Origin of the sequence: Burkholderia sp. E168m15, assembly GCF_016586105.1 — a bacterium.
In the GTDB taxonomy this organism is placed as follows: Bacteria; Pseudomonadota; Gammaproteobacteria; order Burkholderiales; family Burkholderiaceae; genus Burkholderia; species Burkholderia orbicola.
In genome coordinates, this window is the sequence record NZ_BCPO01000228.1 from 1 (window position 1) to 12,565 (window position 12,565).

Sequence of the window (12,565 nt, forward strand, 5' to 3'; positions counted from 1 at the left end):
GATTTGCTTGAGCGCGGCGATGCGCGGATCGTCCCGGTCTTCCGCATCGTCCCTTTTTTGATAGGAGACCTGATCTTTAGGGCGATCGGAACACCCTGTGTCGTCGCAGATCCGTACCGTGCTGGCGGTGACCGACGGGTCTTGCGCGCACGCGGCCAACAGCAACAGCAGCCCCGGTGCGAGTAAACGGCGATACATGGGTATTTTCCTCACGTTTCATTGGCGCCGTATTGCTTCGCGCACTCGCCCGCGAGCATGCCCCCGGCTGATGCGAGGCGCTGCGCGGCGAAGATCGTCCGCGGGCCCGCATGCCAAGGCTCTCTCAGGTTCTCTTGTCGGCTTGAAACATTGTGCAGCGTCTGCTGCCGCAGACGACGGAAAATGGGGACACTAGCCACCGTTCCGTCTCTTCAATCCACGCAATATCGATCATTGCTTACTGCGTTCAAATGATACATATCGGTCTATCTAATAGTCAAGATGACTTGATAACCGGTTCGCCGAACGCGGTTTACCGACGCGGAGGTGCCATCAAACAGGCCCGGGAGGCCAATCTCGACGAGTCGCTGATGCTAGAATAATCGGTCTATGCTGCTGAAATATCGAGGAGGAAGCCGTTCGTGCGAGCCAACAAACGCCAGCTGGTGGTAGACAAAGCGACCGAACTGTTCTCGAGGCACGGATTCCACCCAGTGGGCGTGGACTGGATCATCGACGATTCCGGTGTCGCCCGAATGACGCTGTACCGGCATTTTGCGAGCAAGGACGAGCTCATCCGCGAAGTGCTGGTCCAACGCTACGACCTGATCGTCGGCAGCATCGACGCGCAGTTGCAGCACGTCGTCGATCCGGTCGAGCGCGTCAAGACCATCTTCGACTGGTATGAAGCATGGTTCCGCACACCGGAATTTGCCGGCTGCCTGTTCGAGCGTGCGCTGGCCGAATTCGGCACCGCTTACGCGCCGATCTCGGATGTCGCGATCCGCTATCGCCGCAAAATGGTCGAATGGATCGCAGAACTGATCGAAGCCCTCGTGCCGCCCGAAACCGCGAACCGGCTGGCGACCGTCTTCATGATGCTGCTGGACGGCGCCACGGTCGACGCGCGGGCATTCAACGATTCCGCGGCTGCCGCACGCGCGTGGCAGGCCGCGCATGCCCTTCTCGAACAGGCGATGCACGCGACGGTCTCGCCCGCCGACGGTGCGGCCAACCCGACGTAACGCACGTCGCGCGCCGTCGTATTGCAGGCAAACCGAGGCCGAAGGGCGCCGGGAGGACGACATGCAGGAGCGGATGCGCTTGATCGGTTTCGTGCTGGGTGCGGCAATCGCATGTGCCGGCTGCAAGTCGGTGAATGTCAGCCGATATGAAATCCAGCACCGCGACCGAAACGGCCTCACGATCGTTGCGTACACCACGGAAGACCTCGCGTCGCTCGACAAGACGCCGTGGGCCGACCACGTCTACCTCCGGTACGCGGTCGCGCCGGTCACCATCCTCGAGCGATTCGATGTGGGCGCAACCGATCTCGACGACTATCCGTTCTCTGCCCGCCGGCTCGACATCCACGCCCGCTGCCCGGTCCCCACGTCGGACTTCTGCTCCTCCTGGTTCATTCCGTTCCATGATCGCGTGGGGCTGCATGGCCTCGACTATGTGTCGGGACTCGTTGCCAGCGAACCGGCGCGCCTGAAGTTGCGCATCGGCGGCGCAAGCATGGCCGGAACCCGGCTGGTGTCGAAGGAACACGCGATCAACGTCGACGCGGGCGACGTGGCGAAACCGGGCGGGCCGTAATACCCGCGTGGCCCCGGGGCGCGCGACACCCGTCGAGCGGGCACGGCGATTGCGCATGCTGCACTCCCGGGAGGCCCGCCATCATGAACGACAACGATTTTCTCCAGCCCGAGCCGACGGAACCGGCGCCCAACGGGGTCACCTGGGTCCGGCGTCTCGGCCCCGGCCTGATCACCGGCGCCGCCGACGACGATCCTTCCGGCATCGGCACGTACTCGCAGGCGGGCGCCCAATTCGGCTTCGAACTGCTGTGGTCGCTGTTGCTCACGTACCCGCTGATGACGGCCATCCAGCTGGTCAGCGCGCGAATCGGCCGCGTGACGGGCAAGGGTCTCGCGTCCAACATGCGCAAGCACTACCCGCCATGGCTGCTGTACGGGACGGTCGTGCTGCTGATCACGGCCAACGTGATCAACATCGCGGCCGACCTGTCGGCCATGGGCGCGGCCGTCAATTTGTTGCTGCCCGGCCCGCAGCAGCTCTACATCGTGTGCCTCGGCGGCGTGTCGGTCGCGCTGCAGGTTTTCGTCCCGTACGACCGCTATTCGCGATTGCTCAAATGGACGGCGCTGACGCTGCTCGCCTATGTCGCGGTCGCCCTCATCGTGCCGGTCAGCTGGGCGGAGGTCGGTCGCGCGATCGTGCAGCCCCACGCGCAGTTGAGCGCCGCGTATCTGACCACGCTCGTCGCCGTGCTCGGCACGACCATCAGCCCGTATCTGTTTTTCTGGCAGGCGTCCCAGGAAGTCGAAGAATTGCGCGCCGTGCCGGACGCGCGGCCGCTGCGGCGCATGCCGCACCAGGCGCCCGCCCAGTTGCGCCGGATCAGCTTCGACACGTGGTTCGGCATGGGCGTCTCGAACGTGATTGCCTTCTTCATCGTGCTGACGGCGGCGGCCACGCTCAACGCGCATCACATCGACGTCAAGACGTCGGCGGATGCCGCGCGGGCGCTCGAGCCGCTTGCCGGTCATTTCGCATACGTGCTGTTTGCGCTCGGCATCGTCGGCACCGGCCTGCTCGCGCTACCGGTGCTCGCAGGGTCGGCGGCCTATGCGGCGGCGGGCACATTCCGCTGGCGCAACAGTCTCGCGCTGCAGTTGGGCGTCGCGCCGGAATTCTATGCGGTGATCGTATTGGCGATCGTCGGCGGAATCGCATTCACGTTCATGCATTTCGACCCGATCCGCGCGCTTTACTGGAGCGCCGTCATCAACGGCGTGAGCGCCGTTCCGATCATGGTCGTGATGATGCTGATGGCGAGAAGCAAGCGGGTCATGGGCGAGTTTGCCGTCAGAGGCGCGCTTGCATGGGGAGGATGGATCGCGACGCTCGCGATGGCAATCGCGGCGATGGGCGTGTTCGTGCCCGGATAGAAGCGGCGGCGTGAATTCGAAGCTTTGCTGTTCGATGCGGCGCGCACCCGACCAGAGATCGAGCAACCGCTGCGGCACGTCGGCCGCCGGCAGCACGATATCGATGCGCGCCATGGCAATCGCGTGCCGAGGCATCTCCGCATGCTCGGCGTCGTCCGGTGTCTGCGCGAGCGTGATGTCCGCCAGCGTCCGAAAGAAGTGATCGATCGTGAACGGAGCATCGTCGACTGGTCCCGACTGTGGCAACGAAGGCAACCGTCCGACATCTCGAGCTGCATGCCCCGTGCGATCACGTAGATGTGGTTTTTTTCGATCGATACCGTGGACGTCACCTGATGCACCGGCATGCCCGTCGTGCGCTGCAGGACAGCGTCCATATGACTGACCTGCTTCGGCGCGAGATGGACGACGACGAACGCCATGTCCATGTTCGTCGGCGCACTCTAGAAAAGGTCTGCAACGCCGTCGTACCGCCCGCCGACGCGCCAATGCCCACTACCGGAAACGACAGATGGCTCTTCAACGTCGCGAGCGATGGAGGCCGCTCCTTGTGCGTAGGCGCTTGCCGTGCCATTGACTTCTCCTGAGGGTGTGGTGGGACATCGTGTACCGGACGCCGAGCGATAGCGGGTCGTCGCGCTCGTCCGGTCGTCCCACGATCCCGCCCGCGATACTGCCCCCTGTGCTTCCGTACGCAGTGTAGGGCGCCGGCAAGCGCGCGAGCGCGCCTGACTGAAGGCTTGCAATCCTCGTGTGGTAAAGGGCCCGGGGCATGTGCGCGCGGGGGCGTCGAGATACCCCGCAAAGACCGCCGCGGCCGCACGTCGGGGTGTCACCGGAACGTCATTCGTGCCGACATACCATCCACCTCGGCTTGCGAAACGCGACGGGTTTCCTCGACTGCCAGCGGGAACGAATCGTGCTCCCGCTTCGGGCCGTCGAAACCAATTTATTTTCTTTGACGAATACCGTATTAACAGCGAATATTCGCGTCGATCAAGCGATTAGTACCGCTCAAAAACAAAACGAAACGATGCTCGCTCATGCAATCGGGGACGTTACGCTGCTTCGCCAACAGATACCGAATCGAAGGGGAAGAAATGACGCCGTTTTCCCAGGATGTGAGCATCAAGCAAACCGCCGCCGTCTCCAAGGCAGCCACGCCGTCGCCCGTTTTCTGGAAAGCGGGGCCGCTCGTCGAAACCGCTCCGCCCGAGCCGAAATCCGCAACGCCGGACCTGCGCGATTTCTTCGCCGCCGCCGCGTTGCAAGGATTGCTGTCGCGCGACGCCGGGCGCAACGTGTCGACGATCGCCGACTACGAATCGAAGCGCGCGGTCAGCGCCTATCGGCTCGCCGACGAAATGCTGAAGGCGCGATGAACCAGCACGCCGGCCGGCGCTAGGCAGGCCCGCCGGCCACACGATCTTCAGCACGACGACGACGAACGCGGGCGTCATCGTGACGAGCCCGTGCGCCCAGGCCAGACTCCGGCACCCCATGAAGCCCCACCTGATCATCTGCCCGGCCATCGTGCCGACAAATGCAACCGCTTGAAAATCCGGCAGCACGCGATGCACGCTCGTACTGCAGCCGACGCCGCCCCTCCCGTGTGCCGCGTCCTTGCATCGGCGGCAGTCCGCTCCGTACGCGAGAAGCGACTCGTTGCGAACCGGTCGCGCCTTCGTCATCCGCACGGGATCGATTCGTGCTGTTTCGACACGGCGAATGTCGCGCAACCCTTTCCACGGAGATGCCATGTTCATCCACAACACACGGCTTCAGTACACGGTGCGCGTGGGCGCGCCAAATCCCGGCCTCGCCAACCTGCTGCTCGAGCAGTTCGGCGGCCCGCAGGGCGAACTCGCCGCCGCGATGCGCTATTTCACGCAGGCGATCACTGAAGAAGACCCCGGCCGCAAGGACATGCTGCTCGACATCGCGACCGAGGAACTCAGCCACCTGGAGGTGATCGGCTCGATGGCCGCGATGCTCAACCGCGGCGCCAAGGGCGAACTCGCCGAAGCGGTCGACGAACAGGCCGAGCTGTATCGCAAGCTGCACGGCGCGGGCAACGACAGCCACGTGACACAGGTGTTGTACGGCGCGGGCGCGCCATTGACCAATTCGGGCGGCGTGCCGTGGTCGGCCGCGTACATCGACACGATCGGCGAACCGACCGCCGACCTGCGCTCGAACATCGCGGCCGAAGCGCGCGCGAAGATCATCTACGAGCGGCTCATCAACGTGTCCGACGATCCGGATATCCGCGACGCGCTCGGCTTCCTGATGACGCGCGAGGTGTCGCACCAGATGTCGTTCGAGAAGGCGCTGTATGCGATCACCGCGAACTTCCCGCCCGGCAAGCTGCCGCCGAAGACGCCGTACGATCACGTGTACTTCCGGATGCAGCCGGACGCGGCGCCGCTGGTCGGCCCCTGGAACCACGGCGGCGAACTCGAAATCCGCCCCGCCGAACCGGCGGTCGATGGCGGCACCGGGATTCCGGAAGGCACGCTCGACGCGCAGCAAGCGGATGCCATCGAAGCGCTGGCGCAGCGACTCGCATCCGATCCGAACAGCGACCCGGTGACGGGCGCCGAACTCGGCGCGGGCCCGCCGGCCCTGCAGGGGCGCAAGCCAGGCAAGCCGGACAAGCCAGACGGCGCCTGAACGAAAGCTCGATGACGGGCGCCCGAGCGTGATCGCGGGCGTCTCTTAGATTTAATATGGATAACGAAATGGAAACAAGTGCCGTTGGGCGGGAGGGTTCTCGTCTATCAGCGTGTGACTTGGATGCCGACGCACCGTCCAGACGGCAGGAGCCGCATGCCTGATGCATCGCCGACCGTGCGCGCGCGTTCGACCCGCATCAGGCGCCCGCTTCGCCCGGCCCGGCCTGGTCGGTCTGGTCGGCCATCAGGTACTGAATGACCAGCGTCGGATCGGCGATGTCGAGAATCAGGCGGCGCATCACACGCTTGCGCATATGGTCGTCATCCAGCGTCCACGGCCCCGCCGCGTCACCGAGGTAGCGGCCGATCGCGCCGCGATGGTCGCCGTCGGGCGGCAGGCCGAGCCGCGCCGCGAGCAGGCCGGCGATGACGTCGTCGAGTTCGACGTGCAGCGGCCTGGAATCGATCGAAAGTTCGAGCTTCATGGTCGGTCTCGCAAACATGAAAAAGCGGCGCGGCGCGTCCCCACTGTCGCGCGCGCCGACCAAAGCCGCTCCGGCCAGCGGCTGTTCGACGATCGCAGGCAGGCCTGCGACGCCGGTCAGTAGCCGAGTTCGGGCGCGGGAGCCGACTCGGCGCTCTCCTCTTTCGGCGCCTGGGCGACGGTCGCATCGGTCGTCAGCACCAGGCTCGCGATCGACGCGGCGTTCTGCAGCGCGGTACGCGTGACCTTGGTCGGGTCGACCACGCCTGCGTCCACCAGATCGCCGTACTCGCCGGTCGCCGCGTTGTAGCCGAAGTTCCCTTTGCCTTCGAGCACCTTCGAGATCACGACCGACGGTTCGTCGCCGGCGTTGGCCGCGATGACGCGCAGCGGCGCTTCCAGCGCACGCAGCACGATCCGGATGCCGGCATCCTGGTCCGCATTCGCGCCCCGGATGTCGGACAGCGCCGCGCGCGCACGCAGCAGCGCGACGCCGCCGCCCGGCACGATGCCCTCCTCGACCGCTGCACGCGTCGCATGCAGCGCATCGTCGACCCGGTCCTTCTTCTCCTTCATTTCGACTTCGGTAACCGCGCCGACCTTGATCACCGCCACGCCGCCCGCGAGCTTCGCGACACGCTCCTGCAGCTTCTCGCGATCGTAGTCGCTCGTCGCTTCGTCGATCTGCACGCGAATCGACTTCACGCGCGCGTCGATGCGCGCCGCATCGCCCGCGCCGTCGATGATGATCGTGTCGTCCTTGCGCACCTCGACACGCTTCGCACTGCCAAGATCCTCCAGCGTGGCCTTGTCGAGCTGCTTGCCGGTTTCCTCCGAGATGACGGTCGCGCCGGTCAGGATCGCGAGATCCTCCAGCATGGCCTTGCGTCGGTCGCCGAAGCCCGGCGCCTTGACGGCGGCGACCTTCAGGATGCCGCGCATCGAATTCACGACGAGCGTCGCGAGCGCTTCGGCCTCGACGTCCTCGGCCACGATCAGCAGCGGCTTGCCGGCCTTGGACGCCGCTTCGAGAATCGGCAGCAGGTCGCGGACACTGGAAATCTTCTTGTCGTGCAGCAGAATCAGCGCGTCGTCGAGATAGGCCGCCTGCTTCGCCGGATCGTTGATGAAATACGGGCTCACGTAACCGCGATCGAACTGCATGCCTTCGACCACGTCGAGTTCGTTCTCGAGCGACTTGCCGTCCTCGACGGTGATCACGCCGTCCTTGCCGACCTTCTCCATCGCGTCGGCGATGATCTTGCCGATCGCCTCGTCCGAGTTCGCGGAAATCGCGCCGACCTGCGCGATTTCCTTGTGGGTCGAAATCGGTCGGGACAGCTTGCGCAGCTCGTCGAGCACCGCGCCGACGGCCTTGTCGATGCCGCGCTTCAGATCCATCGGGTTCATGCCGGCCGCGACGTGCTTCATGCCTTCCTGCACGATCGCCTGCGCGAGCACGGTGGCGGTGGTGGTCCCGTCGCCGGCCACGTCGGCCGTCTTCGACGCGACCTGCTTGACGATCTGCGCGCCCATGTTCTCGAAGCGGTCCTTCAGCTCGATTTCCTTCGCGACCGACACGCCGTCCTTCGTGATCACCGGCGCGCCGAAGCCGCGCTCGATCACGACGTTGCGGCCTTTCGGGCCGAGCGTCACCTTCACCGCGTCGGCCAGCACGTTCACGCCCTTGACGATCTGCTGGCGCGCGCCATCGCGAAATTTCACGTCTTTTGCAGTCATTTTCTTGCTCCGGATACAGTCGTTGAACGGGATGCCGCGCGCAGCGGGTACACACCCGTGCGACGCGGTCGAATCGGCATTCAGGCCGCTTTCCTGGCGGCCGGCGATTCGGGTTCGAGCACGCCCATGACGTCCTCTTCGCGCATCACGAGCAGTTCCTCGCCGTTCACCTTCACGGTCTGGCCTGCATATTTGCCGAAGAGAACCTGGTCGCCGACCTGGAGCTGCAGCGGGCGCTGCGAGCCGTCCTGGAGCAGCCGGCCGCTGCCGACTGCAATCACTTCACCCTGCTCGGGCCGTTCGGCGGCCGAATCGGGAATCACGATGCCGGAGGCCGTCGTCCGCTGCTGTTCGATTCGCTTGACGATAACCCGGTCGTAGAGGGGACGAATCTGCATTTTCATCTCCTGAGCGATGAGATCACCTGAAAAAGGGAATCCGTCGGCGCATGCACGCGCAAGGGCTGCGCTGCGCCGGCGTGCCATCGATTGGCGAAAAGCGAAATAGTGGCGGGCAGGCACGCTTCAAGAGGGTGACGAACGCCCAATATGTAACAAAATGTTTCATCGCGAAATCGGCGTTCGCACGACCGGCGGTTGTGTCGAGAGGCTCTCCGTGACGAGCGGCAACACGGCCTCGACGGTCACTGCTGCGGGCCACGCAAATCGTCGCGCGACGGCGCTTGAAATCCGCGCTTCCCATCCTATTTTGGGTATCGCTCAAGCAGCCGCGGCTTACGCGCTGCGTGTTTCGATTTGTTTGTCAGCGAGGTCTCTCGCGGATCGACGAACTGGAGCGCGTGGTCCGGTTCGTCCTCCATGCGGGGTCCAACCGGGAGCGAATCATGAACCATCCTTTCTTTATCTTCGATCGGCTGCCGGAGGTCGGCCGCCGACCACGACGCGCCGCCCGCGTCGTCACGGGTCTGCCGACCGGCCTGCGGAAAGCGCGCAACGGCACGAGTCGCTTCGCGCCAATCGGCGCTCGCGTACGTGCCGAGCGCAAGCCATTCGCGTTGCGCGGCGCGCCCCAACCCGCTGCGATCGGCCGACCGAAGCTGCCGCGCCGTCGAGTCGCCGGGTTTGGACGCATGCTGCACCCTATTTCGTTGTTCCGCGTCATGCCTGCGGGCGGCGGCTCCATGCGCGACGGGAGGCAGCCATGCTGAGCCCGCACGAATTCGCGACGCTGATGCTGGTGTGCCAGGCGCCGGATCAGCTCGACATGAATCGCGCCGAACTCGATGCATTGCTCGAACGGCAACTCGTCATGCTCGAACATGGCGCGCCTGGCCGCCGGCGCGCGTATCTGACGAAGAAGGGTCGATCGATTCTCCATGCGCTCGGGGCCGACATCGCTTCCCACCGGCGTCACGGGTCGACGGCCGAGCGCGGCGGTCAGTATGAAGCGCCCGTCGCCCTATCGGACGAGGCCGGATGACGCGCTGCTCAGGCGGCCGACAGGCATGCATGGCCGCGCCCGAATGCGGTTCCGGTCAACACGTGCCGCTCGACCCGAGCGGCACGCGGTCCGGCAACCGGCCGCCCCCGCGATACGTCGCGCGAGCAAACCCGAGCCGCTGTCATGCGATCGCAGCCCGAGCAAGTACCGCATCTTGCTCTGGCGTACCGCCGGACACGCCGAGTGCGCCGATCAGCTGGCCATCGCCATTGAAAAGAGGCACGCCCCCTCCCATCAGCAACAGCCCGCCTGCATGGATGTGATCGAAGCGTGGATACGGCTGGCCTACCTGCAGCGGCACGTCGAGCGCTTCGCTCGGCATCCGGAACATCACCGACGTCCGGGCCTTTGCTATTGCCAGTTCATTCGACGCAAGCCATGCCCCGTCCATCCGCGAGAAAGCGACCAAATGCGCACCCGTATCGAGAATGGCAAACACGGCATCGAGTCCCGCGTCCCGCGCCGCAGCACGCCCCTGGGCCACAATACGGTCCGCCCGCTCCAGCGTGAGCTCAGGCATTTTGCGTCCACTCCGTCTCTTGCCACTGCTTCGCCGCGTCAATCGTCGCAAACGGGCGCATGGTTCGATACAAATGCGTATCGGCCGGAATGATCTCGACCATGGCGTCGATCATCTCCTTGGGGTCGGCCTGGTTCATCAGGCTGTCGCCGAAATCCGGCATCGGCACAACGGCGGAATCGGCGTCGTACCACTGCACGTAGCTCTCGGCGCCGGTGTCGTTGAATCCGGTGCCGAAAACGCCCGGATTCACGGTCGCGACCTTGACGCCAAAGGGTTCGAGTTCCGCTTTCATCGACCCGGCGATGGCCTCGATCGCATGCTTGGTCGCGCAGTAGGCACCGACAAACGGGACAACCAGAATGCCCCCCATCGACGAGGTCCATACGACTTTTCCGGACCTGCGCCCCACCATCTTCGGCACGATCGCCTGCACCAGTTGAAGATGGCCGAAAACGTTGATTTCGAAGGACTCCCGAACGCGTTGCATCGGGATGTCGACGATCGATCCGCCTTCCATGACGCCGGCGTTCAGCACCAGGACGTCGGGATCGAACGAGCCCGCGTGAGCGATGTCGATCGCGTCGAGCAGATTCAGCTTGATCACTTCCAGCACCACACCGGCCTCGGCTGCATCCGCACGCAGGCCGCGAACCTGCGGCCACGTCTCGGCCGTCGCGACGACCTGATGGCCGAGGCGCGCAAGTTCGATTGCCGCACCCCGACCAAAGCCTGAACTGGCACCCGTGATCAATATCTTTCGAGACATCTGGCGCTCCTTGACTGAAGTAGTTGCACCCAGTGTAGGGAGCCCCTAGTATCAAAACAAGATCACCAATGCTTGATGACATGATGAGAGTTACTCACCAATCAAGGAACGTCGATTTTTTCTCTTTCACCGTGTTCCTGGCGGTTGCGGCACGACGAAGCTTTCGCGGCGCAGCGACCGAACTCGAGATCACGCCGTCGGCGGTCAGTCATTCGGTGAAAGCGCTCGAGCGGCGTCTGGGCGTCCGGCTCCTGAATCGAACGACTCGCAGCACCTCGCTCACCGAGGCCGGCGAGCGTCTGGCAGCCAAACTCCGGCCGGCGGTTTCGATCATCGACGAAGCGATGCGCGAAGTCGACGATCTACGCTCGGCTCCCAGCGGAACCGTGCGCATCAACGCAAGCGAAGGCGCCATTCGCCTCATCCTGCGCCCCGTCCTGGCGCGCTTCCTGAAGTCGTATCCGGAAGTGCATCTCGACATCGTGAGCGACGGCCGCCTCACTGACATCGTTGCAGCGGGATTCGACGCGGGCATTCGGCTGGCCGAGGCCGTGCCGCAGGACATGGTGGCCATTCCGCTCATGGGCAACGTTCGTTTCGCAGCAGTCGCGTCGCCCGCGTATTTCGCTGCACATGGACGCCCCGCTACGCCGCACGATCTTTATCGACACGACTGTATTCGCTTTCGCTTCGAGAGCGGTTCGATCTACCAGTGGGAATTCGAGCGGCGCGGTGTCAGCGAGACCATCGATGTCTCGGGTTCGCTTACCTTGACGGACCAACCGCTGATGGTCGACGCCGCCATGGACGGCATCGGCATCGCTTTCGTCCCCGACCACCTCGTCATCGAGCCCTTGCGTGACGGACGCCTCGAACGCGTTCTTGACGACTGGTGCGCCCCTTTTCCGGGGCTATGTCTTTACTATCCCGGCCATCGCCATGTTTCCCAGGCGCTGCGTGCCCTGATTGCCTTTATCAAGAGCGAGCAGCCGCGCAGTTGAGTTTTTGCACCGCCGGCAGCGAGCCGTCGGGATCGGTCAACAGCGGCTCACCGGCAGCCGTGCCGGAGCGGGCCCAGTGGGATTTCAGCGAACCTGGCCGTACCCCGGCCAAACATCACGATTCATTTAACTTTCCGTGAGGACTTCGACACCGGCCGCTGCCTACGATGGGCGCATGTTTTCAGGACCTGCTTCCAGGAGCCCATCATGCCCACCCGCAGACATCTGCTGTTCGCCGGCGCCACCGGCCTCGCCGCGCTCGCGGCGCTGTCGTCCGCCGGCCGCCGCGCACTGGTCGGCCGCGCGTTCGCCGCGCCGCCGGCCGGCGTCATCGAAGGCCGCCCCGTTCGAAATCACCCTCAGCGACGCCGAATGGCATCGTCGGCTCACGCCCGCCCAATACACGGTCCTGCGCGAAGCCGGCACCGAACGGCCGTTCACCAGCCCGCTGAACGACGAGCACCGGCACGGCACGTTCGCGTGCGCCGGCTGCGACCTCGCGCTGTTCTCGTCGGCCACCAAATTCGACAGCCATACGGGCTGGCCGAGCTTCTGGAAACCGCTCGATCACGCGGTCGGCACCGATACCGACGCGTCGTTCGGAATGGTCCGCACCGAAGTGCACTGCCGCCGCTGCGGCGGCCATCTCGGCCACGTGTTCGACGACGGCCCGGCGCCGACCGGCCTGCGCTACTGCATGAACGGCCTGGCGCTCGCCTTCCACCCGGCCGCCGCCTGA

The 12,565-nt window shown here is 64.8% G+C and carries 14 protein-coding genes and 3 pseudogenes; 10 read left to right on the plus strand and 7 right to left on the minus strand.

Annotated elements, in window-relative coordinates; genetic code table 11:
* Nucleotides 1–198 (minus strand): annotated as a pseudogene (locus JMF86_RS34605) (sel1 repeat family protein); the annotation flags it as partial.
* Between the two features lie 422 nt (nucleotides 199–620).
* Here JMF86_RS34605 and JMF86_RS34610 point away from each other — a divergent pair.
* The 4 genes from JMF86_RS34610 (at nucleotide 621) to JMF86_RS35240 (ending at nucleotide 3,473) form a co-directional block, all read left to right on the plus strand.
* Complete coding sequence (locus JMF86_RS34610) at nucleotides 621–1,223, plus strand: TetR/AcrR family transcriptional regulator (RefSeq protein WP_011545765.1); 603 nt, start codon at nucleotides 621–623, stop codon at nucleotides 1,221–1,223.
* 61 nt (nucleotides 1,224–1,284) lie between these two features.
* Nucleotides 1,285–1,800, plus strand: a complete 516-nt coding sequence (locus JMF86_RS34615; RefSeq protein WP_201317477.1) for a hypothetical protein — start codon at nucleotides 1,285–1,287, stop codon at nucleotides 1,798–1,800.
* A gap of 83 nt (nucleotides 1,801–1,883) precedes the next feature.
* A complete protein-coding gene (locus tag JMF86_RS34620; protein WP_201317478.1) occupies nucleotides 1,884–3,176 on the plus strand; it encodes an NRAMP family divalent metal transporter in 1,293 nt (430 codons plus the stop codon).
* Nucleotides 3,177–3,200: 24 nt separating this feature from the next.
* Nucleotides 3,201–3,473 (plus strand): hypothetical protein, encoded by a 273-nt coding sequence (locus JMF86_RS35240; protein WP_027809466.1) that lies wholly within the window; start codon nucleotides 3,201–3,203, stop codon nucleotides 3,471–3,473.
* Here the strand turns inward: JMF86_RS35240 and JMF86_RS35405 are convergent.
* Nucleotides 3,470–3,604 (minus strand): annotated as a pseudogene (locus tag JMF86_RS35405) (chemotaxis protein CheB); the annotation flags it as partial. The gene JMF86_RS35240 and the pseudogene JMF86_RS35405 sit on opposite strands and share 4 nt — an antisense overlap.
* A 672-nt stretch (nucleotides 3,605–4,276) precedes the next feature.
* Between JMF86_RS35405 and JMF86_RS34630 the strand changes: the two are divergent.
* On the plus strand, nucleotides 4,277–4,558 hold the full coding sequence (locus JMF86_RS34630; RefSeq protein ID WP_034175559.1) for a hypothetical protein: 282 nt from the start codon (nucleotides 4,277–4,279) through the stop codon (nucleotides 4,556–4,558).
* A 376-nt stretch (nucleotides 4,559–4,934) separates the two neighbouring features.
* On the plus strand, nucleotides 4,935–5,849 hold the full coding sequence (locus JMF86_RS34635) for a manganese catalase family protein (protein ID WP_201317479.1): 915 nt from the start codon (nucleotides 4,935–4,937) through the stop codon (nucleotides 5,847–5,849).
* 199 nt (nucleotides 5,850–6,048) lie between these two features.
* Here the strand turns inward: JMF86_RS34635 and JMF86_RS34640 are convergent, their stop codons facing one another.
* From JMF86_RS34640 to groES, 3 genes are all read right to left on the minus strand, one after another.
* Complete coding sequence (locus JMF86_RS34640) at nucleotides 6,049–6,336, minus strand: hypothetical protein (RefSeq protein ID WP_027809463.1); 288 nt, start codon at nucleotides 6,334–6,336, stop codon at nucleotides 6,049–6,051.
* Between the two features lie 116 nt (nucleotides 6,337–6,452).
* Nucleotides 6,453–8,075, minus strand: coding sequence for a chaperonin GroEL (gene groL, locus JMF86_RS34645; RefSeq protein WP_077220351.1), 1,623 nt, complete (start codon nucleotides 8,073–8,075; stop codon nucleotides 6,453–6,455).
* 80 nt (nucleotides 8,076–8,155) lie between these two features.
* Nucleotides 8,156–8,473, minus strand: coding sequence for a co-chaperone GroES (groES, locus tag JMF86_RS34650; RefSeq protein WP_006482399.1), 318 nt, complete (start codon nucleotides 8,471–8,473; stop codon nucleotides 8,156–8,158).
* A 446-nt stretch (nucleotides 8,474–8,919) separates the two neighbouring features.
* On the opposite strand from groES, the gene JMF86_RS34655 reads away from it, so the two are divergent.
* Together JMF86_RS34655 and JMF86_RS34660 are read left to right on the plus strand one after the other, a co-directional pair.
* A complete protein-coding gene (locus tag JMF86_RS34655; RefSeq protein ID WP_074808756.1) occupies nucleotides 8,920–9,243 on the plus strand; it encodes a hypothetical protein in 324 nt (107 codons plus the stop codon).
* Nucleotides 9,237–9,515: a hypothetical protein gene (locus JMF86_RS34660; protein ID WP_077220330.1), complete on the plus strand. Its 279-nt coding sequence runs from the start codon at nucleotides 9,237–9,239 to the stop codon at nucleotides 9,513–9,515. Before JMF86_RS34655 ends, JMF86_RS34660 begins: the two co-directional genes overlap by 7 nt.
* 142 nt (nucleotides 9,516–9,657) lie before the next feature.
* Here JMF86_RS34660 and JMF86_RS34665 read toward each other — a convergent pair whose 3' ends face one another.
* Both JMF86_RS34665 and JMF86_RS34670 read right to left on the minus strand, forming a co-directional pair.
* A complete protein-coding gene (locus JMF86_RS34665) occupies nucleotides 9,658–10,056 on the minus strand; it encodes a heme-binding protein (protein ID WP_053526416.1) in 399 nt (132 codons plus the stop codon).
* Entirely contained in the window at nucleotides 10,049–10,825 is a 777-nt protein-coding gene (locus JMF86_RS34670) for an SDR family oxidoreductase (protein WP_077220332.1), read from the minus strand. Before JMF86_RS34670 ends, JMF86_RS34665 begins: the two co-directional genes overlap by 8 nt.
* 68 nt (nucleotides 10,826–10,893) lie before the next feature.
* On the opposite strand from JMF86_RS34670, the gene JMF86_RS34675 reads away from it, so the two are divergent.
* Nucleotides 10,894–11,826, plus strand: coding sequence for a LysR family transcriptional regulator (locus tag JMF86_RS34675; RefSeq protein WP_011545778.1), 933 nt, complete (start codon nucleotides 10,894–10,896; stop codon nucleotides 11,824–11,826).
* 207 nt (nucleotides 11,827–12,033) lie between these two features.
* Nucleotides 12,034–12,565, plus strand: a pseudogene (gene msrB, locus JMF86_RS34680) (peptide-methionine (R)-S-oxide reductase MsrB).

Bases quoted from the DNA above. Each gene is read 5' to 3' on its own strand.
- JMF86_RS34615 (WP_201317477.1), top strand. From the start codon at position 1,285: ATGCAGGAGCGGATGCGCTTGATCGGTTTCGTGCTGGGTGCGGCAATC.
- JMF86_RS34620 (WP_201317478.1), top strand. From the start codon at position 1,884: ATGAACGACAACGATTTTCTCCAGCCCGAGCCGACGGAACCGGCGCCC.
- JMF86_RS34630 (WP_034175559.1), top strand. From the start codon at position 4,277: ATGACGCCGTTTTCCCAGGATGTGAGCATCAAGCAAACCGCCGCCGTC.
- JMF86_RS34635 (WP_201317479.1), top strand. From the start codon at position 4,935: ATGTTCATCCACAACACACGGCTTCAGTACACGGTGCGCGTGGGCGCG.
- JMF86_RS34640 (WP_027809463.1), bottom strand. From the start codon at position 6,336: ATGAAGCTCGAACTTTCGATCGATTCCAGGCCGCTGCACGTCGAACTC.
- groL (WP_077220351.1), bottom strand. From the start codon at position 8,075: ATGACTGCAAAAGACGTGAAATTTCGCGATGGCGCGCGCCAGCAGATC.
- groES (WP_006482399.1), bottom strand. From the start codon at position 8,473: ATGCAGATTCGTCCCCTCTACGACCGGGTTATCGTCAAGCGAATCGAA.
- JMF86_RS34655 (WP_074808756.1), top strand. From the start codon at position 8,920: ATGAACCATCCTTTCTTTATCTTCGATCGGCTGCCGGAGGTCGGCCGC.
- JMF86_RS34660 (WP_077220330.1), top strand. From the start codon at position 9,237: ATGCTGAGCCCGCACGAATTCGCGACGCTGATGCTGGTGTGCCAGGCG.
- JMF86_RS34665 (WP_053526416.1), bottom strand. From the start codon at position 10,056: ATGCCTGAGCTCACGCTGGAGCGGGCGGACCGTATTGTGGCCCAGGGG.
- JMF86_RS34670 (WP_077220332.1), bottom strand. From the start codon at position 10,825: ATGTCTCGAAAGATATTGATCACGGGTGCCAGTTCAGGCTTTGGTCGG.
- JMF86_RS34675 (WP_011545778.1), top strand. From the start codon at position 10,894: ATGCTTGATGACATGATGAGAGTTACTCACCAATCAAGGAACGTCGAT.